Annotated in this window: 17 protein-coding genes; 14 read left to right on the forward strand and 3 right to left on the reverse strand. The window is 74.6% G+C overall.

Going from position 1 to position 19691, the window contains the following annotated elements; translation table 11 throughout:
* From ABT381_RS28505 to ABT381_RS28565, 13 genes are all read left to right on the forward strand, one after another.
* On the forward strand, positions 1-1749 hold a 1749-nt coding region (locus ABT381_RS28505), incomplete at its 5' end, for an SDR family oxidoreductase (protein WP_351599445.1).
* Complete coding sequence (locus tag ABT381_RS28510) at positions 1746-3332, forward strand: amino acid adenylation domain-containing protein (RefSeq protein WP_351599446.1); 1587 nt, start codon at positions 1746-1748, stop codon at positions 3330-3332. The genes ABT381_RS28505 and ABT381_RS28510, both read left to right, overlap by 4 nt.
* A 16-nt stretch (positions 3333-3348) precedes the next feature.
* On the forward strand, positions 3349-4602 hold the full coding sequence (locus ABT381_RS28515; protein WP_351599447.1) for an MFS transporter: 1254 nt from the start codon (positions 3349-3351) through the stop codon (positions 4600-4602).
* Between the two features lie 36 nt (positions 4603-4638).
* Entirely contained in the window at positions 4639-5688 is a 1050-nt protein-coding gene (locus ABT381_RS28520) for a MupA/Atu3671 family FMN-dependent luciferase-like monooxygenase (RefSeq protein ID WP_351599448.1), read from the forward strand.
* Positions 5689-5708: 20 nt separating this feature from the next.
* Positions 5709-6266, forward strand: a complete 558-nt coding sequence (locus ABT381_RS28525; RefSeq protein ID WP_351599449.1) for a flavin reductase family protein — start codon at positions 5709-5711, stop codon at positions 6264-6266.
* Positions 6263-7126, forward strand: a complete 864-nt coding sequence (gene fabD, locus ABT381_RS28530) for an ACP S-malonyltransferase (RefSeq protein WP_351599450.1) — start codon at positions 6263-6265, stop codon at positions 7124-7126. Before ABT381_RS28525 ends, fabD begins: the two co-directional genes overlap by 4 nt.
* Complete coding sequence (locus tag ABT381_RS28535) at positions 7123-7911, forward strand: thioesterase II family protein (protein ID WP_351599451.1); 789 nt, start codon at positions 7123-7125, stop codon at positions 7909-7911. The genes fabD and ABT381_RS28535 overlap by 4 nt, the downstream gene beginning before the upstream one ends.
* A 151-nt stretch (positions 7912-8062) precedes the next feature.
* Positions 8063-9145, forward strand: a complete 1083-nt coding sequence (locus tag ABT381_RS28540; RefSeq protein ID WP_351599452.1) for an AfsA-related hotdog domain-containing protein — start codon at positions 8063-8065, stop codon at positions 9143-9145.
* Positions 9142-10218 carry a beta-ketoacyl-ACP synthase III gene (locus ABT381_RS28545; protein ID WP_351599453.1) on the forward strand — a complete coding sequence of 359 codons (1077 nt, stop codon included), beginning with the start codon at positions 9142-9144 and terminating at the stop codon, positions 10216-10218. Before ABT381_RS28540 ends, ABT381_RS28545 begins: the two co-directional genes overlap by 4 nt.
* 52 nt (positions 10219-10270) lie before the next feature.
* Positions 10271-10525, forward strand: a complete 255-nt coding sequence (locus ABT381_RS28550; RefSeq protein ID WP_351599454.1) for an acyl carrier protein — start codon at positions 10271-10273, stop codon at positions 10523-10525.
* Complete coding sequence (locus ABT381_RS28555; protein ID WP_351599455.1) at positions 10522-11748, forward strand: beta-ketoacyl-[acyl-carrier-protein] synthase family protein; 1227 nt, start codon at positions 10522-10524, stop codon at positions 11746-11748. The genes ABT381_RS28550 and ABT381_RS28555 overlap by 4 nt, the downstream gene beginning before the upstream one ends.
* 44 nt (positions 11749-11792) lie before the next feature.
* The gene (locus ABT381_RS28560) at positions 11793-13514 is read left to right on the forward strand and encodes a 3-hydroxyacyl-CoA dehydrogenase family protein (protein ID WP_351599456.1); all 1722 of its coding nucleotides are present in this window, start codon (positions 11793-11795) and stop codon (positions 13512-13514) included.
* A gap of 81 nt (positions 13515-13595) precedes the next feature.
* The gene (locus ABT381_RS28565; protein WP_351599457.1) at positions 13596-14864 is read left to right on the forward strand and encodes an MFS transporter; all 1269 of its coding nucleotides are present in this window, start codon (positions 13596-13598) and stop codon (positions 14862-14864) included.
* A 55-nt stretch (positions 14865-14919) separates the two neighbouring features.
* Here the strand turns inward: ABT381_RS28565 and ABT381_RS28570 are convergent, their stop codons facing one another.
* Entirely contained in the window at positions 14920-15372 is a 453-nt protein-coding gene (locus tag ABT381_RS28570) for a DUF7144 family membrane protein (protein WP_351599458.1), read from the reverse strand.
* A 262-nt stretch (positions 15373-15634) separates the two neighbouring features.
* Between ABT381_RS28570 and ABT381_RS28575 the strand changes: the two genes are divergently transcribed.
* Positions 15635-16432 carry a GNAT family N-acetyltransferase gene (locus ABT381_RS28575; protein ID WP_351599459.1) on the forward strand — a complete coding sequence of 266 codons (798 nt, stop codon included), beginning with the start codon at positions 15635-15637 and terminating at the stop codon, positions 16430-16432.
* A gap of 3 nt (positions 16433-16435) precedes the next feature.
* Here the strand turns inward: ABT381_RS28575 and ABT381_RS28580 are convergent, their stop codons facing one another.
* Entirely contained in the window at positions 16436-18559 is a 2124-nt protein-coding gene (locus tag ABT381_RS28580; RefSeq protein ID WP_351599460.1) for an endo-beta-N-acetylglucosaminidase, read from the reverse strand.
* Between the two features lie 2 nt (positions 18560-18561).
* Positions 18562-19691 (reverse strand): glycoside hydrolase family 38 C-terminal domain-containing protein (locus ABT381_RS28585; protein ID WP_351599461.1); only part of this gene is annotated, 1130 nt, incomplete at its 5' end.

A 19691-nucleotide genomic window follows, 5' to 3' on the forward strand; every position in this document is an offset into this window, starting at 1 on the left:
CGGCTGGTCATCGACACATCCGGCGACGTGCTCGACGACCGCGTCGACGAGGCCGTGGCCGACGCATGGCTGCACGGTGCCGACGTGGACTGGGCGGCGCTCGCCGCTGGGCGCGGGCGGCGGGTGCCGCTGCCCACGTACCCCTTCACGCGGCAGCGTTACTGGGCACTGGACCGCCTGCCGCCGCTGGCCGCGCCGGCCGGTGCGCCGACGCCCACCAGGGAGGACGCGCGGCCCGGCGGGCCCGCGGACGAGGTGACCGCGGGGCTGCTCGGTCTCTGGCGGGAGATCTTCGGCGTGCCGACGCTGGGCCCCGACCACGAATTCGGCGAGCTGGGCGGGGACTCCCTCACCGCGATGCGGATCGAGGCCGCGGTACAGCGTCGCCACGGCGTGTCGGTCAACGTCCACCGCGCGGGCGGCGGACAGGCCACCGTACGACGGATGGCGGACATCCTTCGCGGCCTGCAACGCCCGGCGGGCGCGGCTGCCGAGGGCGGCGCTGCCGCCGGGACCGCCGATGGACCCGTGGGGCTCTCCGTGATCGACCAGGCCGCCGAAGGGATCGACGCCGACCTGGACCTCCCGCTCGGCGAACCCGCGGCACCCGGCCGCACGCTCGGTCCGGACACCCTGCTGACCGGCGGCGGCACGGGCGCGCTGGAGACCTTTGTCCTGCACGAGCTGCTGCTGCGGCGGCCCGACGCCCGGGTCCACCGGCTGCTGCCCGTGCCCGACGAGGACAGCGGCCACGCGCTGCTCGCCGAAGCGGCGGCCCGCTTCGGACTGCCGGCACCGGACCCCGCCCGGGTGCCCGTCGTCCCGGCCGGCCTCTCCTCCGTAGGCAAGACGCTCACCCACCACCGGGACGGCGAACTCGCCCGCCGAGTCGGCCGGGTGGTGCACGCCGCGCCCCGGCCCGGCGACGGCGGGACGTACCAGGAAGTCCGTGGCCACGGTGTGCTCCCGTTCGCCGAGCTGCTGCGCTGGCAGCGCGAGAACGGCATCGCGGATCTCACACTGCTCTCCACCCTGGCCGCCTGTGCCCCCGCGCTCGGCGCCGAGCCCGTGCTCGCCGAGCAGCGCGAGCAGCCGCTGGATCCCGAACGCGGCGGTGCAGCCGTCGCGGCCTGGGTCGGCGAGCGCCTGCTGGAGCGGGCCGAACGGGACGGGATGCGGGTACGCGTGTTCCGTACGGGACTGCTGCTCGGCGCGCTCGCCGACGGCGCCTGCGATCCGTACGACCCGTTGGGGCAGCTGCTCATCGGGAGCCTCGCGACCGGCCTGCATCCGCTGGACGACCGGCCGCTGCCGCTCGTACCGGTCGACCGCGCGGCCCACGCGATCGCCGATCTCATGGACGCGCCCGGCTCGGAGGGCCGCGCCTACCACCTGGCGGACGAGCGGGCCGTGACAGTACGCGAGCTCTTCGGACTGCTCGCCGACGCCGGGCTGCCGACCGAAGGCGTCCCCGTACGGCCATGGCAGCGCGCCGTGGCCCTGCGCGCGCTGGAGAACGACACCCCTGCCCTGGACCCGCTCGCGCTGCGCGCCCTGCACGCGAGCGCGCCCGGAGCCACGGCCCGGTGGGAAGCGGCGGCCTGGCGGCCATGGCTGGAGCGGCAGGAACAGCGACCCGTGCCGACCGGTGAACTGCTGCGCCGCAGTCTGGAGTTCGCCGCCACCCACCACCCCGACTGCGCGGCCCTCACCGCCCACGCCCTGCCCCTGCCCCGAGGAGCACGATGACCGACCGCACGCTGTACGAATGGTTCGCCCGCTCCGTCGAGCGGTACCCCGACGCGCCCGCGCTGGAGGTGCGCGACCACCGCCTCACCTACCGCGAACTGCACGCCTGCGCGGCCGGGCTCGCCTCCCGGATGCTGCGGGACCACGGGCGGGCGCCGGAGCGCGTCGCGCTGCTCGCCGCACGCAGCCTGACCGCCTTCGTCGGGTACCTGGCCGCACTGCGCCTCGGCGCGGTCGTCACCCCGCTCAACCCGGGCTACCCGGCGCGCCGCAATCAGGGCGTGTACGAACTGGCCGGGGCCGAGGTGCTGCTCACGGACGAGGCGGGCGCGGCACAGCTGCCGCACTTCCCCGAGCGATCGGGGCACACCCGGCTCACCGTGGCCGATGCCGAGGCCGCTGCGTACGCCGACGCGGCGGGGACGCTGTCCCTAGACGGCCCGGGCACCACCCCGGACGACCTCGCGTACGTCCTGTTCACCTCCGGGTCCACCGGGCGGCCCAAGGGCGTGCCGATCCGGCACCGCAACCTCTCCCCGTATGTCGCGCACAACATCGAGCGGTACGAGGTCGGGCCGGGCTGCCGGGTGTCACACACCTTCGACCTCACCTTCGACCCGTCCGTCTTCGACCTCTTCGTGACCTGGGGCGCGGGCGCCACGCTCGTGGCGGCGCAGCGCTCGGAGCTGCTCAAGCCGGTCGACCACCTCGTCGAGCGGGGCATCACGCACTGGTTCTCGGTGCCCTCGCTCGTCTCGGTGGCGGCAGGCCTCGGCAATCTGCCGTCCGGGCTGGTCACCGGCCTGCGGTACGGCATCTTCATCGGCGAACAGCTGACGTACCGGCAGGCGGAGGCGTGGCGTGCGGTGGCCCCGGACGCCGTGCTCGAAAACGTCTACGGGCCAACGGAACTCACCGTTGCCTGCACCGAGTTCCGCCTCCCGGCCGATCCCGCCCAGTGGCCGGTGACGTCCAACGCCACCGTGCCCATCGGGCCCGTGTACCCCTTCCTCGACCAGCTGATCCTGGACGAGGAGGGCCGCCCGGCGGCCGAGGGCGAGCTGTGCGTCCGCGGCTCGCAGCGCTTCGACGGCTATCTGGACCCGGCCGACGACCAGGGACGCTTCGTCTACTTCGGAGGAACCGACGGCACTGATGGCGCGCGGGCGGAACCGTACGACGGCAAGGGCGGGCTCACCGCCGGGCACTACTACCGCACCGGCGACCGGGTCCGGCACGAGAACGGCGTGCTGGTCCATCTGGGCCGCCTCGACAACCAGGTCAAGGTGCGCGGCTACCGCATCGAACTCGGCGAGGTCGAGGCCGCGATGCGCCACCACCCGGCGATGCGCGAGGCAGTGGTCGTGGCGGTGCCCGGCGCCGACGGTACCGAACTCGTGGGCTGCTACACGGGGGAGGAGCTGACGCCGTCCGCCGCGATGCTCTGGCTGCGCAAGCACATCCCCGTCCACATGATCCCGCGCCGCCTCGTCCACCTCGACGAGCTGCCGCTCAACCCCAACGGGAAGATCGACCGCCCCGCGCTGCGGCAGCGGTTCACCGACCGTGTGCCGGCGGCCTGAGATGGCAGGGAAACCGATGCAGTTGCTCCGCGCCCTGGTGCCGCCGCCCGGTGTCGTCCGCGTCCTGACCGTCAGCAACCTCGCCCGGACCGTGGGCAACGGCTTCCTGCTGTCCGTCAGCGTCCTGTACTTCATCCGGGCCGTCCACGTGCCCGCCGCGCAGGTGGGGCTCGGCCTGACCGTCTCCGCGGTCCTCGGGATGGCCGTCAGCATTCCGGCGGGCCAGCTGTCCGACCGGCTCGGCTCGCGCACCGCCTCCATCGCGTTCGGCGTGCTGCAGGGAGTGCTGGTCTGCGGGTACGCGCCGGCCGCCGGGTTCGCCGGGTTCCTGGTCGTGGTGAGCCTGGCCGCGATGGCCGACTCGGCCAGTACCGCCGCCCGTGGCGCCCTGATCGCGGACGCGCTGCCGCCGGGCGAGCGGGTACGGGCCAGGGCGTACCTGCAGTCCGTCATCAACGTCGGCCTGTCGGGCGGCACCTTGCTCGGCGGCGTCGCGCTGACCGCCGACTCCCGTACGGTCTACACCGCCATGCTGCTCGGCGCCGGCGCGCTGTTCGTGCTGGGCGGCCTGAGTTGCCTGGCGCTGCCCGTGTCAGCGCCGGCCGCCACGTCCCAGGGCGAGCGGGCGCGGCACGTCCTGCGCGATGTGCCGTACCTGGCCGTCTCGGCGCTCAACGCCGTCCTCGTGCTGGGCACGGACGCGCTGCTCACCGCCGCGCTGCCCATCTGGATCGCGGACCGCACGGACGCGCCGGTCTCCGTCTACGCGGCGATCATGTTCCTCAACACCGCGATGTGCGTGCTGTTCCAGGTGCGGCTGAGCCGGGGCGCGGAGGACGTACGCGGCGGGGCCCGCGCGATGCGCCGCTCCGGTCTCGTGCTCGCGCTCGCCTGTGGCATCTTCGCCCTCTCGGCGGGCCAACCCGCATGGGTCGCCGTCGGCTGCCTGCTGGTGGGCGCCGTCGTCCAGGTCATCGGCGAGATGCTGCACTCCGCCGGCTCCTGGGCGCTGTCCTACGACCTCGCGCCCGCGCAGGCGCACGGCCAGTACCAGGGCCTCTTCGGGCTCACCCAGCGCGCGGGGGCCGCCGTCACGCCGGCCCTCACCACGGCCCTGCTCATCGGCTGGGGCAGCGCCGGCTGGCTGGTCTTCGCGGCCGTGCTGCTCGCCGGTGGCCTCGCGACGCCGGCGGTCGCGCACTGGGCGGAGCGCAACCGGCCGTTCGCCACCGGGCAGCCGGCCGCGGAGCCGGCGGCCACCACGGCCTGACCGGCCGGATCACTCGACCGAGCCAGAGAGAAGCAGATGGACTTCAGCCTGTTCTACTTCGGGGACGACGGCCGTGACCCGGCCGCGCGCGGCCGTTACGACCTGGTGCTCCAGGGCGCGCGGTTCGCCGACGCACACGACTTCACCGCCGTATGGACCCCCGAGCGCCACTTCCACCCCTTCGGCGGGCTCTACCCCAACCCCGCCGTCACCGGAGCCGCCGTCGCCGCCGTGACGAGCCGGGTCGCCATCCGCGCCGGCAGCGTCGTGGCGCCGCTGCACCACCCGCTGCGGATCGCCGAGGAGTGGTCCGTCGTCGACAACCTCTCCGGCGGCCGGGTGGGGCTCGCCTTCGCCTCCGGCTGGCACGCGGTGGACTTCGCGCTCCGCCCCGAGTCGTACGCCGACCGCAGGAAAGTCATGACCGACACCGTCGAGGACGTCCGCCGGCTGTGGCGCGGCGAGGAGCTGACGGTGACCGACGGAGCGGGCGCCGAGCAGCGCGTGCGGGCCTACCCGCCGCCCGTCCAGCGGGAGCTGCCCGTCTGGGTCACCAGCGCGGGCGGCGTGGAGACGTTCCGCGCCGCGGGCGACCGGCGCGCCGGCGTGCTCACCCACCTGCTCGGGCAGGACCTGGACGAACTGGCCGGGAAGATCCGCGAGTACCGCAGGGCGTACGCGGCGAGCGCGGGCCCGGGCGGCGGCGACGGCCATGTCGTCCTGATGGTGCACACCTTCCTCGGTGCCGACGAGGCCGAAGTCCGGGACCTGGTCAGGGAGCCGCTGAAGGCGTACCTGCGCAGCTCACTGGGGCTGCTGCTGGGCTCGGGAACGGTGGGCGCGCGGCGGGTGGACCCGGCGAAACTCAAGGAGAAGGACGTGGACTTCCTCGTCGCCCGCGCCTTCGACCGTTACTACGACGACGGCGGGCTGCTCGGCACGGTGCCCAAGGCCGCCCGCGTCGTCGAGCGGCTGGCCGGGCTCGGCGTGGACGAGGTGGCCTGCCTCATCGACTTCGGGCTGCCGGTCAAGACCGTACTGGACGGGCTCGGCCACCTCGACGCGCTGCGGAAGCGGTGCGCATGAGGAGCGGCGGGAGCGACACCGTGACGGCACCGGCCGCGTCCCGGACCGTGAGCGAGGCCGAGCGGCGGCGCTTCCGGCGGGCCGCCGGCCGGTTCCCCACCGGGGTCACCGTGGTCACGGCGCTGGCCGGGGGAGTGCCGCACGGCACGACCGTCAACGCCTTCGCCACGGCCTCGGTGGACCCGCTGATGATTCTCGTGGCGCTCGGCAACGGCTCCCGGCTCCTCAGCCACGCCCTGCACGGCAGGCGGTTCGCCGTCACCGTACTGGCCGCGCACCAGGAGGCCGACGCCCGGTGGTTCGCCGACCCGGGCCGCCCGGCCGGCGCCGCGGGCTTCGCCGGGCGGCCGTACCGGCCCGCCGCTCACGCCGGTTCACCCGTGCTCACCGAGGGCGTCGCCGCCTTCGACTGCGCGCTGGCCGGCACGTTCCCGGCCGGCGACCACACCGTCCTGCTCGGCCGCGCCGAGGAGTTCGAGGTGCTCTCGCCGGCCCCGCCGCTGCTCTTCACCGACAGCCGCTTCCATTCCGGACCCCGACCGGAACCCGACACCCTCCCGAGGATCACCACCCCATGACCTATGTCCTGATGTTTCCCGGCCAGGGGGCGCAGCGCCCCGGCATGGGCGCCGACTGGTTCGACCGCTTCCCCGAGCTGACCGACGCGGCCGACGCCGTGCTCGGCTACTCCGTCCGCCGTCTGTGCGCCGAGGACCCCGACGGGCTGCTCGGCCGTACGGAATACACCCAGCCCGCCGTCTACACCGTCAACGCGCTCGGCTACCGCGTCCTGCGCGAGGAGCACGGCGTCCCCGACGTCGCCATCGGGCACAGCCTCGGCGAGTACAACGCCCTTGAGGCGGCCGGGGTGTTCGGCTTCGCCGAGGGGCTGCGGCTGGTCGCGGCCAGGGCGCGCGCGATGTCCGCGGTCACCGGCGGCGGCATGGCGGCGGTGGTCGGCCTGGACGACGCGGTCCTCCGCCTCGTCCTGCGCCGCGCCGGGCTCGGGCGCGTCGAGGCGGCCAACTTCAACACCGCGGACCAGACCGTGATCGCGGGGCCGGCGGAGGACCTGGAGCCGGCCGCCGACGCGGCGCGCGCGGCAGGCGCCCGGATGGTCCGCAGGCTGGACGTCAGCGGGCCCTTCCACACCTCCCACATGGCCCCGGCGGCGGAGGAGTTCGCGCCGGTACTGAGGGCCGCGACGCTCGCCGCGCCCACCCTGCCGGTCCTCTCGAACCGGCACGCCGCGCCGTACGGCGACGACGGGCCCGCGATCGCCCACGTACTGCTCGAACAGATCGCTCACCCCGTGCTGTGGCGGCAGACCCTGGAAGGACTGCTGGCCGAGGGGAGGGCGGCATTCCGGGAGGCCGGCGACGGCAGCGTGCTCACCCGTATGCTGCGCGCCGTCCGGCGGGAAAGGGCGGCGGCGTGAACGGCACGACCGACGTGAGCGAGGCGGTGATCAGGCCGCGCCCGGTGGACGAGCCGGCGCTGCGGGTCTTCCTGCTGCACCACGCGGCGGGCTCGCACCTCACCTTCACCGAGTGGGCCCGGCACGTTCCCGACGACTGGGAGGTGTGCCTCTTCGAGGCGCCGGGCCGCGGGCGGACGAGCCACCGTCCCGCCCTGCGCGGCGCCCGTGACCTCGCGGAGTACTTCATCGGCCGGACGCTGGACCTGATGGACCGTCCGTTCGCGCTCTTCGGGCACAGCATGGGCGCGCTCGTGGCGTACGAGGCGGCCGCGCGGCTCGCCGCGCGCGGGCTGCCGGAGCCGTGCTGGCTCGGGGTCTCGGCCTGCGGCGCGCCGTACGAGGACCTGCCCGGCGAGGGCCTGGGCGGCGAGCCGCTGCACCGGATGCCGTCGGACCGGCTCCGGGCGGCGCTGCGGGCGATGGGCGGCATCCCGCCGGCGGTGCTCGACGAGGACGACCTCTGGGCGCTGTTCGAGGACCGGGTGCGCGCCGACTTCTCGGTGGTGGAGACCTGGGAGCCGCGGACGGTCTCGGCCGACGTGCGGGTCCCGCTGTCGCTCTTCGGCGGCGAGGACGACCGGGTGGTGCCCGTGGAGAACCTGCTCGACTGGGCGGACGGCGCCGACGATTTTGTCGGACAGCACCTTTTCCCGGGCGGTCATTTCTACTTCGAGGGGCGCGTGGCGGCCGTTGTCGGGCGGCTTGTCCAGGATATCCGGGCGACGGTTACAGCCGCCGGGTAAATATCGTTAAAAACATTGCCCAAATTCCGGACCGGCGGCTTGCGGGATTGCGGAAAAGCGGCTTGACGGGTCGCCGAATGCGGTGACATGATTCAGAAGGCGAAAGACCAATTCCGCAACATGGAATTGAATTGATCGAGACGGGGGAAACATGCAGTTCACGGCCCCGGCGCGACCAGCGGACGATGAGCGGGCCCTGCCCGCAGTCGACCGCTGGGCGCTCCCCGAATTGTTTCTGACGGCCGTACGGAAATTGACCACGACGGAATATCTCGCGACGGCCCGCATTCCGGGCGAGCACCCTTACTACACCGATCGCGTACCGGGCCCGGAGCGGGGCGCCGGAATCGATCCGCTGCTGCTCATGGAATGCTGCCGACAGGCCGGACCGTACGGCGGTAGGGAATTCTCGGGAATCGAGCCCGACGGGCGGTTCCTGATCGAATCCTGCGAGCTCGCGCTGCCCGGAATCCGCACCGCCGGCCGGACACCCGGACCGGCGGACCTGGCCCTGGCCGTGACCGCCGAAGGCCGCCCCGGCACCGGCACCGCACGGCGGATGACCTACGCCTTCGACATGACCCTTCCGGCGGGCCGTCTCGGCACGGCCGCCCTGCGCGTCCGGCACGTCTCCCGCGAGCTCTACGACGGCCTGCGCCCGGCCCGCGCCCGCAAGGCGGTGGCCCGCGCCGGAGCGCCGGTGCTGCCCTGCACGCCCGTCGCCCCGCACCTTGTCGGCCGCACCCGGCCGGAGAACGTGGTCCTCAGCCGGGTCGCGGTGGAAGGCGGCAGGGCCAAGGCGCTGCTGCGGCTGCCCGCCGACAACCCCGCGCTGTTCGACGCCGGATACGACCACGTACCGGCCATGGTCCTGCTGGAGGCGGCCCGGCAGCTCGCGCTGTGCACCGCCGCCGAAACGTACGGCGCGCTGCCGGCGCTGACGACGGTCGCCGGACTCGACCTGCGCTGTCACCGGTTCGCCGAGCCGCACCTCCCGGTCACCGTACGGCTGAGCGCGTACGGCACCGCCGAGCCGCAGGACGGGCTCGGTGCCGGCCTGCCACAACTCCGCTCCTTCCGGGCGGCGTTCGAGCAGAACGGTACGGCCGTCGCCGAGGGGCGGCTCCACCTCACCACCGCGGGACCGGAGGGGCGCCCCCGCCGCCCGGAGAGCCGGCGGCCGGTCGCCCTGGCTGTCCTCCCCGTCCCGGGCGCCGGACAGGAGCCGGCATGACGGCCGCCACGCACCGCGCCGCGGTCCTCTGTGGCCTGGGCGGAGCCCTGCCTGCCACCGCCGTACCGAACAGCGCGCTGGCCGCGGAGCTGGACACCACCGACGAGTGGATACGCACCCGTACCGGCATCCGGCAGCGCTTCGTCATCGCGCCCGGCGAGGCCACCTCCGACCTGGCCGTGGCGGCCGGGCGCCGGGCCCTGGAATCCGCCCGCAGGGGCCACGGCACCGAGGGCGGTCAGGACGGGACCGCAGCGGACACGGTGGACCTGGTCGTCCTCGCCACCAGCACCCCCGACCACCCCTGCCCGGCCACCGCACCCGCCGTGGCCCAGCGGCTCGGCCTGACCGGCGTCGCGGCCTTCGACATCGGCGCGGTCTGCACGGGCTTCGTCTACGCGCTGGCCACCGCCGCCTCCATGATCACCGCGGGCGCCGCGCGCCGCGCGCTCGTCATCGGCGCCGACACCTTCTCCACCATCCTCGACCCCGCCGACCGCACCACCCGCGCCATCTTCGGCGACGGCGCCGGAGCGGTCGTGCTGCGCGCGGGCGACCCCGCCGAGCCGGGCGCACTGCTCGGCTTCGACCTGGGCAGCGACGGCGCGGGCGAGGAGCTGATCACCGTACCGGCCGGCGGCTCCCGGCAGCGCTCGACGGCCACGCCCCCGCCCGAACGGGACCGGTACTTCACCATGCAGGGCCGCGCCGTCTTCAACGAGGCCGTGCTCAGCATGAGCAAGTCCGCCGAGACGCTGCTCGCCCGGATCGGCTGGCGCGGCACGGACCTGGACCGGGTCGTGGCCCACCAGGCCAACGTCCGCATCCTGCGGGCCGTCGGCGAACAGCTCGGCCTCCCCGAGGACCGCCTCGTCATCAACCTCGACCGCGTCGGCAACACCGTCGCGGGCTCCATCCCCCTGGCCCTCGCCGACGCCGCCGCCGACGGCACCCTGCGCCCCGGCGACAAGGTACTGCTCACCGGCTTCGGCGGCGGCCTCACCTGGGGCTCGGCGGCCCTGCGCTGGCCGTCCCCGTACGTCGAACCGGTCGCGGCGCCGCGGGCGCCCTGACGCGCCCCGCGCCGTGTACCCCTCATTCACCTCTACACGACAAGGAACCACCGTGCCCACCATCGCCCCTGCCGACATCAAGACCCGCCTCGTCACGCTCCTGAGCACCAAGTTCGGGCTGCCCGAGGAGGAGATCCTCGCCGGCGCGACCTTCGACGAGCTGGACATCGACTCGCTCATCCTCGTCGAACTGGGCCTGCTCGTCCGTAAGGAGCTGGGCGTCGTCCTGGCCGAAGGCGACCTGCAGTCCTCCTTCCGTATCGACGACGCCGTCGCGGTCGTCGCCGAGAAGGGCGGCCAGGCATGAGCGCAGGCCGGGAGGTCGCGATCAGCGGCATCGGCCTCGTCACCCCGGCGGGCATCGGCGTCGAGGCCAACTGGGACCGCGTCCGCGCGGGCAGATCCGCCGCGGCCCGCGACCCCGAACTCGCCGGTCTCCCCGTCGACTTTTCCTGCCGCGTACCGGACTTCGACGCGAACGCGCTGCTCGGCCGGCGCACCGCCTGGCGCCTGGACCGCTTCGTACAGCTCGCCATGGTCGCCGCCCGGCAGGCCGTCGCGGACGCCGGACACGATGCCGCGACCTGGGACGGCACCCGCGTGGGCGTCGTCCTGGGGAACTCCCTCGGCGGGACCGCCACGTTCGAGGCCCAGCACCGCACGTACTACGACGGGGCGCCCGACGAGGTCTCCGCGCTGATGATCCCCATGGCGATGGTCAACATGGTCGCCGGCTACGTGGCCATCGACCAGCGCGTCCACGGGCCCAGCCTGGTCACCGCGACCGCCTGCGCCTCCGGCGCCGCGGCCCTCGGCACCGCCCGCGCCTGGCTCGCCGCGGACCTGTGCGACATCGTCCTCGCGGGCGGCACGGAGTCGGCGATCACACCGGCGACGCTCACCGGCCTCTCCCGCATGGGCGCCCTCTCGACCCGGCGTGACGAACCCGCCGCCGCGTCCCGCCCGTTCGCCGCCGACCGCGACGGCTTCGTCGCCGCCGAGGGCGCCGCGGTCCTCGTCCTGGAACGCGCCGATGACCTGCGGGCCCGCGGCGCACGCGGCTACGCCCGCCTCACCGGCTACGGCGCCTCCTCGGACGCCCACCATGCCACGGCGCCCGACCCGGAAGGCAGGGGCGTGACCCGCGCGCTGCGTACGGCACTGCGGGACGCGGGCGTGGCGCCCGACGAGGTCGACCACGTCAACGCGCACGGCACCTCCACGCCCATGAACGACCTGACCGAGGCCCGCGCGCTGCACCGCGTGCTCGGCACCCGCCCCGCCGTGACCTCCACCAAGGGCGTCACCGGGCACACGCTCGCCGCCGCGGGAGCGGTCGAGGCCGCCTACACGGCACTCGCACTGCGCGACGGCGTCGTACCACCCACCGCCAACGTCACCGCGCTGGACCCGGAGATCGAGGTCGACGTGGTGACCGGCGCCGCCCGCAGGACACCGATCGACGTGGCCGTCAGCACCTCGCTCGGCTTCGGCGGCCACAACGCGGCGCTCGTACTGACCGCAGCATGACCCGCGGCGCACCGCCGAACGGGAGAAATGGGGGAACAGCAACGATGGATGAGGAAGCGGAACAGGCCGGCGTGCGGACCGTCGCCGTGGTCGGCCTCGGCACGGCGGGCGCGGCCCTGGCCCGGCGCTGCGCCGCCGCGGGCCTGCGGACGATCGGCGTGACGGCGGACGCGGCGCACGCGGACCGCGCCCGGAAGGAGCTGGCCGGCACCGGCATCGAGGTGACCTGCGCACTCGACGCCGTCGCCGCGGCCGACGCGGTCATCGAGGCGGTACCGGAACGCGCCGCGGCCAAGCGTGCGGTGCTGGCGGCCGTCGCCGCCCACCGCCGTCCCGGCGTCCCGGTGCTCACCACGGCCCTGACCCTGACCGCCGCCGAACTGACCGCGGCGAGCGGCGGCCCCGGTCTGCAGGCCCTCCGCTTCGTACGGGCCGACCGGCTCACCGCGGTCGAGCTGGCCCGGGCACCCGGCACCCCCGAGCGGCACACGGCCATCGTCCTCGCGCTGCTGCACCGCCTCGGGCTGAAGGTGCATCAGGTACCGGACCTGCCGGGGTCGGTCGCTCCCGTGCTGCTCTTCGCGCTGCTCAACCAGGCCGCGTGGATGCACGAGGAGGGCCACGCGAGCGCGGCCGAGCTGGACACCGCCGTACGGCTGGGCTGCGGCTGGCCCGACGGCCCGCTGCGGACGCTCGACGCGATCGGCCTGGACACGGCACTGGACGTACTCGACGGCCTGCACGAACGCCTGGGCCCGCGCTTCCAACCACCGCGCGGCCTGCGGAAATTGGTCGATCAGGGCGCGCTCGGGGCCAAGGCGGGGCGGGGGTATGTGTGCGGGAACGCCGCCGCCACGCCCGCACCTGCCACCGCCACCACCCCCGCCCCCGTCCCCGGCATCGATCCGGTCGTCGTCATCGGCTCCGGCACGATGGCCACCGGTATCGGCGAGGTCTTCCTGCGCGGCGGCTACCGGACCGTGCTGCTGGCCCGTACGGAGGAGAAGGCGGCAGCGGCGGACGAGGCCGTGCGGTTCGGACTGGAGCGCACCGCCGCGAGCGGGCCCGACCCGGTCGAGGCGGTGGCCCGCTGGACGGCGACCACTGACCGGAGCGTGCTCGGCCGCGCGGGGCTCGTGATCGAGGCCGTCGTCGAGGACCCGGCCGTCAAGCGCGCGCTCTTCGCCGAGCTGGGCGCGGTCTGCGCGACCGGCACCCTGCTCGCCACGACCACCTCCAGCCTGCCGGTGGGGGAGTGCGCCACGGCGAGCGGCCGCCCCGCCGACGTCGTCGGGCTGCACTTCTTCAATCCGGCGCCGGCGATGCCGCTGGTGGAACTGGTCCGCGCCGCGGGCACCGGCGAGCCCGCGCTCGCCACCGCCCGGCGCATCGTGACGGGGCTCGGCAAGACCCCCGTCGACTGCGCCGACCGCACCGGCTTCCTCGTCAACGCGCTCCTCTTCCCGTACCTCAACGACGCGTTGGGGCTGCTGGAGGACGGCGCGGTCGGGCCGGCCCTGCTCGACGCGGCGGTGAAGTCGGTCGGCCGCCAGCCCATCGGGCCCACCCGGCTGCTGGACACGGTCGGCGCGGACGTCGCGCTCACCGTGGCCCGGCGGCTGTACGAGCAGTACGGCAGACGGCCGGAGTTCGCGCCCGCGCCCCTGCTGGAGCGGCTGGTCGACGGCGGCTTCCTGGGCCGCAAGAGCGCGGGCCGGGGCGTACGCGCCTACCTGACGGAGGCGGCGGCCGCGGTGGCCGCCTGACGTACGGAACACGGGGGGGGGGACGGGCGAGCAATCGCAGAACGACTCAAGGCCGGGTGCGCCCGGCCGGAAAGACAGCTCATGACGATGGACAGCAGCACCGCATCCGGCCCCTCCTCCGGGACCGTGACAGGGGCGCGGCCGGACGCCCCCGCCGCACGCCCGGCCCCCGCCCCACCACGCCACCGCGGCCTCGCCGTGTGCACGGTCACGGCCCTGCTCTTCACAGTGATGCTCGGCGGCACCCTGCCCACCCCGCTCTACCCCATGTACGCCGCGCGCCTGGGCCTGTCCCCCCTGATGGTGGCCCTGGTGTTCGCGGCGTACGCGCTCGGCATCCTCGGCCCGCTGCTGCTGGCCGGCGGCCTGTCCGACCAGATCGGCCGGCGCGCCGTCCTCGCACCGGCCGTCGGCGTCGGGCTGCTCAGCTGCGTGGTCTTCGCCGCCTTCCCCACCCTCCCCGGCCTGCTCGCGGGCCGCATCCTCTCCGGTGTCTCGGTCGGCCTGACCACGGGCGCGGCCACCGCCTATCTCGGTGAGCTGCACTCCCGCCCGCCCCGCGCCGCGCTCATCGCCGCGGTCACCAACATGGCGGGGCTGGGCGTCGGCCCGCTGCTCTCCGGCCTGCTCGTGGCGCACGCCCCGGCCCCGCTGATCACCCCGTACGCGGTGCTCGCCGCCCTGCTCCTGCCCGGCCTGCTGGTCCTCGCGCTCCCCGAGACCGTGCGCAAGGGCGGGGCGAAGGCCCGCGTCCGGCCGCAGCGGCTGTCGATACCGGCGCCGGCCCGCCCGGTGTTCACCGCGGCGGCCGTCGCCGTGTTCGGCTCGTTCGCGGTCCTCGGGCTGCTGTCGGCGCTGGCGGGCAAGTTCCTGGCCGAGGGTCTGCACCACACCAGCCCGGTCCTCGCGGGCATCGTCGTCTTCTGCGCGTTCGGCAGCGCGGGCCTCGCCCAGTTGGCCGCGGCGCGCATCGCGCCGCGCACCGGGGCGGTGTGGGGCATGGTCGTCGTACCGCTCGGGCTGGCCGCCATCGTGGTCGCGCTGCCGGCCGCCTCGCTGCCGCTGTTCCTGGTCGGCGCCGCTGTGGCGGGCGCGGGCGGCGGCGTGGCGTTCCGGTCGGGGCTCGCGCTGGTGGCGGCCGAGGCCCCGGCGGGCCGCGCGAGCGAACTGATCTCCAGTTACTTCGTCGCCGCCTACCTGGGCCTGGCCGTACCGGCGATCGGCGTCGGCCTGCTGGTCACGGCGACGACACTGCGGACCGCCGCCACGGTGTTCGCCGCTGTGGTGGTCCTGCTGGCCTTGACCAGCATCGCGGTCACGGTACGCACGAGGCCGGCGCCGCGGGGCTGAGCACGGGAGGCCGCCCCGCTCGGCGGAGCGGAGCGGCCTCGGGATCGGGCGCCGGTCAGGGGATGTAACGCGTGCGGTCCGTGCACAGCGACCAGATGACGAAGACGCCGAGCGCGATGCCGACCAGGGCCCAGATGGGCTGGTACGGCAGCCACATGAAGTGCGCGATCACGTACAGCGCCGCCACCACGACGCCGAGGGTGCGGGCCCAGCGGGTCCCCTTGAGCAGCCCGTACCCGATCACGGCGACGGCGAGGCCCAGTACGAGGTGGATCCAGCCCCACGCGGTGGTGTCGAACTTGTAGACATAGGTGTCGCCCGCCAGGTTGCCCGTCAGGACGTACGCCTGGTCGTTGGCGATGCCGGCGATTCCCTCCAGGACGCCGAGGACCCCGGAGACCAGCATCAGGACTCCGGCGAAGAGCGTGCCGCTGGACGCCCAGACGTTGTCCGGGCCGTGCGCCCGGGACGGCTTGGGGCCCGCTGCGTGGGGTGCTGCCTGCGACATGGTGGCTCCCCTTCCGAGACATGCGTCGGCGAATGCCGTCCGTCCAGCGTCGTCCCGCCGCGCCCCGGTGTCCACCGGATACGTTGCAGACCGAACGAACCCGGTCCCGGACGGGCACGCCCGGCTGGACGCCGGGACCGGGAGACCTCAGGTCCGTTCGCGAGGGGCGCGCAGCGCGCAGGCGGTGCGGCACCGCTCCTGTGGGCCTTCCGGGCGCGGAAAACCCGTTGTCCCGCCGCGCGGCCCCTGCTGAGGTGAGCACATGGATCACGAAGCGGTGCTCGCGGCGTACGACCGGCACATGCGGCAGGGGGCGCGGCCCGACGGCCCCGGCTCCCGGATCGAGCGGGCGGACGGCGTGGTCCGGCAGGCCGCCGACGCGGCGGACGGCTGGCACGGCGTCCTCTGGGCGGACCTCACGCCCGCCACCGCGGACGCCGCGATCGCCGCGCAGATCCGGTACTTCACCGGGCTCGGCCGGGCCTTCGAGTGGAAGCTGCACGCCCACGACCGCCCGGCCGGCCTCGCGGACCGACTGCTGGCGGCCGGTTTCGTCCCCGAGGACGAGGAGACCCTGATGGTCGCCGAGGCCCGTGACCTCCCCACCGCGGTGGACCTCCCGGCCGGTGTCCGCCTGGAGCCGGTCACCGGCGCCGCCGGCGTCGACCTCATGCTCACGGTGCACGAACGTGCCTTCGGCCCCGGCCGCGCCCGCTTCGGCAGCCAGCTCCTCGACCGGCTCGCCGCGGCCCCGGAGACGGTGGTGGCGGTGGTCGTGATGGCAGGGGAGGAGCCGGTGAGCGCGGCCCGCATGGAACTGCCGCCGGACGCGCCCTTCGCCACCCTCTGGGGCGGCGGCACCGACCCGGCCTGGCGCGGCCGCGGCATCTACCGCGCCCTGATCGCCCACCGCGCCCGCATCGCCGCCGCACGTGGCTACCCGTACCTCCAGGTCGACGCCTCCGACCAGAGCCGCCCCATCCTCCAGCGGCTCGGCTTCGCGCCGCTGACGACCACGACCCCGTACGTGTTCACGCCCGGGGCCGCGGCCACCGGCTGACGATCAGGGCCAGCGCACCGTGGCCACGGCGCTGCCGCCCCGAGTGCCGTCCGGCGCCACCGCCGTCAGGCGCAGCTCCGTCCCGCGCTCGGACCCGGACCGCGTCAGGGCCTTGACGTAGTACACGTCGTCGAAGATCCGCCCCAGCGACTCGGTACGGCCGCCCGGGAGCTCCCGGGTGAGGTCGTAGTACCAGACGCCCTGCCGTGCCAGCCGCCAGGAGAGGAAGACCTCGGCGGTGTCCCCGGCGGGGTGCACGGCGTCGACCGTGAAGCCGGCGGGTGCGGCCGGGCGGGGCGCGGGGCGGCCGGCGAGGAAGGCGAGTTCGCCGAGACGGAAGGTGTGGTCGGCGGGGCCGCCCGTGGTGGAGAACCGGACAGCCACCGCGGCGACGGTACGCCCCGCGAGCGCGGCCAGCGGCAGCTCCGCGGTGGTCCAGCCGCCCGCGCGCGGCCGGGCTGCGGGCAGCCAGACCGTGGCCCCGGGGTCCTCCTCGGTGATCAGGCCCAGCTCGACCCGGCCCGCCCGCTCGTCCGTCGCGTACACCAGCCGGGCCCGCTCCCCGCCCGTGACCCGCAGCCGGGTCTTGAACAGCCGGGCGGTGGTGGGCCCTTCCGGGGTGAGGCGGCCGGAGAAGCGCAGCGAGCTGCCGCCGTCGTAGGCCGTGGCGTAGTCGTACTCCGCGTGCAAGGGTTCGGCGCCGCCCGCGCCCCGCGTCCAGAACTGCCAGGTGGGCAGCACGTCCTGGATGCCGATGTTGTTCCACTCCCGGTCGGACACCTGACGGCCCGCCAGGAAGAAGGCACGCCCGTGCCCGGTGTTGAAGCGGGTGACGAAAGGAAAGCTGCCGATCACCGACCGCTCGGTGAGGTACCGGGCCACGCCGTCCCACTTGCGGAAGTTGTGCTCGTCGCGCGGCTTGCCGTCGTCCTCGTCCGGCCAGGGCACGTACTCCGTGCGCCCGGTCCGGGTCGGGTCCTCGTTCGGGCCCGACCAGTAGTGCCGCTCGCGCACGAAGACCTCGCCCTGCGCGTCCGGGTCCTCGCGCTCGGGGTAGCGGTCCCAGGGGAAGTGCGAGCCGAACAGCGCCCAGCTGGTCCGGGCCGGCTCCCCGTCGGGACAGACCATCCGGGCGTCGAACGGCGGATTGAAGCCGTACTTCTCGGTCTCGGTGCCGTGGAAGACCGCCTCGTACGGGTCGAGGCCCCGCTCCAGGGCCGTGCGGCGCGAGGTCTCCACGCCCTCCTCGGTGAGCCAGTAATTGGCGAAGAGGCTGTGGTTGACGGGGGTGTCGCCATGCTGGATCCAGTCGGCGTTCTTGTCGTTGAGCTCGTTCTGGTAGTCCAGCTTCCCGCCGGTGGTGATCGTGTCGTACCACTGGAGGTGGAAGCCCTCGGGCGCCTTGGCCCGCAGGTACGTCAGCATCCGCATCAGCTCGTGCGCGTCGGCCGCGGAGATGCTCGCTTCCTGGTTGATGAAGTAGCCGTCGAAGCCGAAGTAGTCGGCCATCGCCAGGAGTCCGTCGGCCACCGGGTACGAGCCGTCGGCGCGGCGCTCCAGGAGGTCGGCGAAGGTGCCGGTGCGCGGCCAGAACCAACAGCCCAGGCTGCGCGCGCCGTTGCGGTGCGCGGCGTCGGTCCAGGCCGGGTTCGGCAGGTTCACCACGCCGTGCACCGGCTCGTCCTCGGGCGAGCCGTCGACCGGCATCCCGTGCCAGGAGCCGTACAGGTCGGTGTACTGCCAGAAGCGCAGCAGCCTGCGCGCGAAGACGTCGCCGTACTTGTATGCGGTGAAGAAGGAGTTGTCGTAGTCGTAGCTGAGGTTCATCAGCCGCGGGCCGGTCGCCAGGTTCGGGTCAGCCTGGGTGGCGGCGAACGCGGGAATGCGGCGGGCGAGCGGCACGCGCGAGCGGAAGTGGCGCGCGAACCGGTCGGTCTTCGGGCTCCAGGACTTCAGCGCGGCCGCGTCGTAGCCGTGCATGAAGGGCTGGTGGGCGCCGCGCGCGGGGGCGGCAGCGGCGGCGGGCGGCGCACTGAAAGGACCCAGCGGCCCGGTCAGCCCCACGGCCACCCCGGCCGCGCCCAGCATCCGTACGAAGGTTCTGCGATCCAGCGGTCCACTGCTCACGGTCACGCCTCCTCGATGGCGCCGCGGCCCAGCCGCAGCGTGACGATCTCGAACGGATGGAGCTCCAGGGGCAGTACGCCGCCCTCGCACCGCTCCTCGCCGGTTCCGGCGGGCCGCTCCAGCAGGTCGCACCGGACCGCGGAGGCCACCGGGAAGCCGCAGGTCAGTGCCGTACGGACGCGCCCGCCGCGGGCCTCGTGGAGGCGTACCACCACGTCCCCGCTGCCGTCGTCCGCGAGCTTCACGGCCGTGACGGTGACGGCCTCGCCGGCCACCGACACCAGCGGCTCGACCGCCGCGTCGCCCGGCACGCGCCGCTCCGGCAGGTTCAGCGCCCAGCCCTCGCGCACCGCGTCGCCGATCCCGGCGCCCGGCACGAGCGCACAGCGGAAGCGGTGGGTGCCCTGGTCGGTGCGCGGGTCGGGGAAGCGCGGCGCGCGCAGCAGGGAGAGCCGTACGGTCGTGGTCGTGCCGCGGCCCGTCTCCCGTGCCGCGCGCGAGGCGTCGTACCCGTACGTGGAGTCCGTCACGAGCGCCACGCCCCAGCCGGGCTCCTCGACGTGCACGAAGCGGTGCGCGCACGCCTCGAACTTGGCCGCGTCCCAACTGGTGTTGGTGTGGGTGGGCCGGTACAGGTGCCCGAACTGGGTCTCCGCCGCGACCCGGTCCGCGTGCACGTCCAGCGGGAAGGCGGCCTTGAGGAACTTCTCCGTCTCGTGCCAGTCCACCTCGGTCGCGATCTCCAGCCGCGCCGCGCCCGGCGGCAGCGTCAGCACCTGCTCGACGGCCGAGGAGCCGAACGTCCGCCGGACCCGGACGGCACCGGCCGTGCCGCCGTCCACGGCCTCCACCGCATCGGCCTCCACCAGGTCCGTCACCGTGCTGCGGTAGAACTCGTCCACGTCCCAGGCGTCCCACATCGTCGGGAAGTCCTGGTGCAGCTGGAGCAGGTTGGCCGCCTTGCCGGGCGCCAGCGTCTCCCGCCCGGCCCGCAGGTCGTACAGGGAGACCAGCAGCCCGCGGCCGTCGATCTCGGCCCGCAGCAGCCCGTTGTCCAGGACGTAGCCGCCGCCCGCGCGCGGCACGCAGCCCGTGCCGTTCGCCGCCGCCCGCTCGGGCAGCGCACCGCGCG

It is taken from the genome of Streptomyces sp. NPDC000151 (assembly GCF_040301705.1).
In the GTDB taxonomy this organism is placed as follows: domain Bacteria; phylum Actinomycetota; class Actinomycetes; order Streptomycetales; family Streptomycetaceae; genus Streptomyces.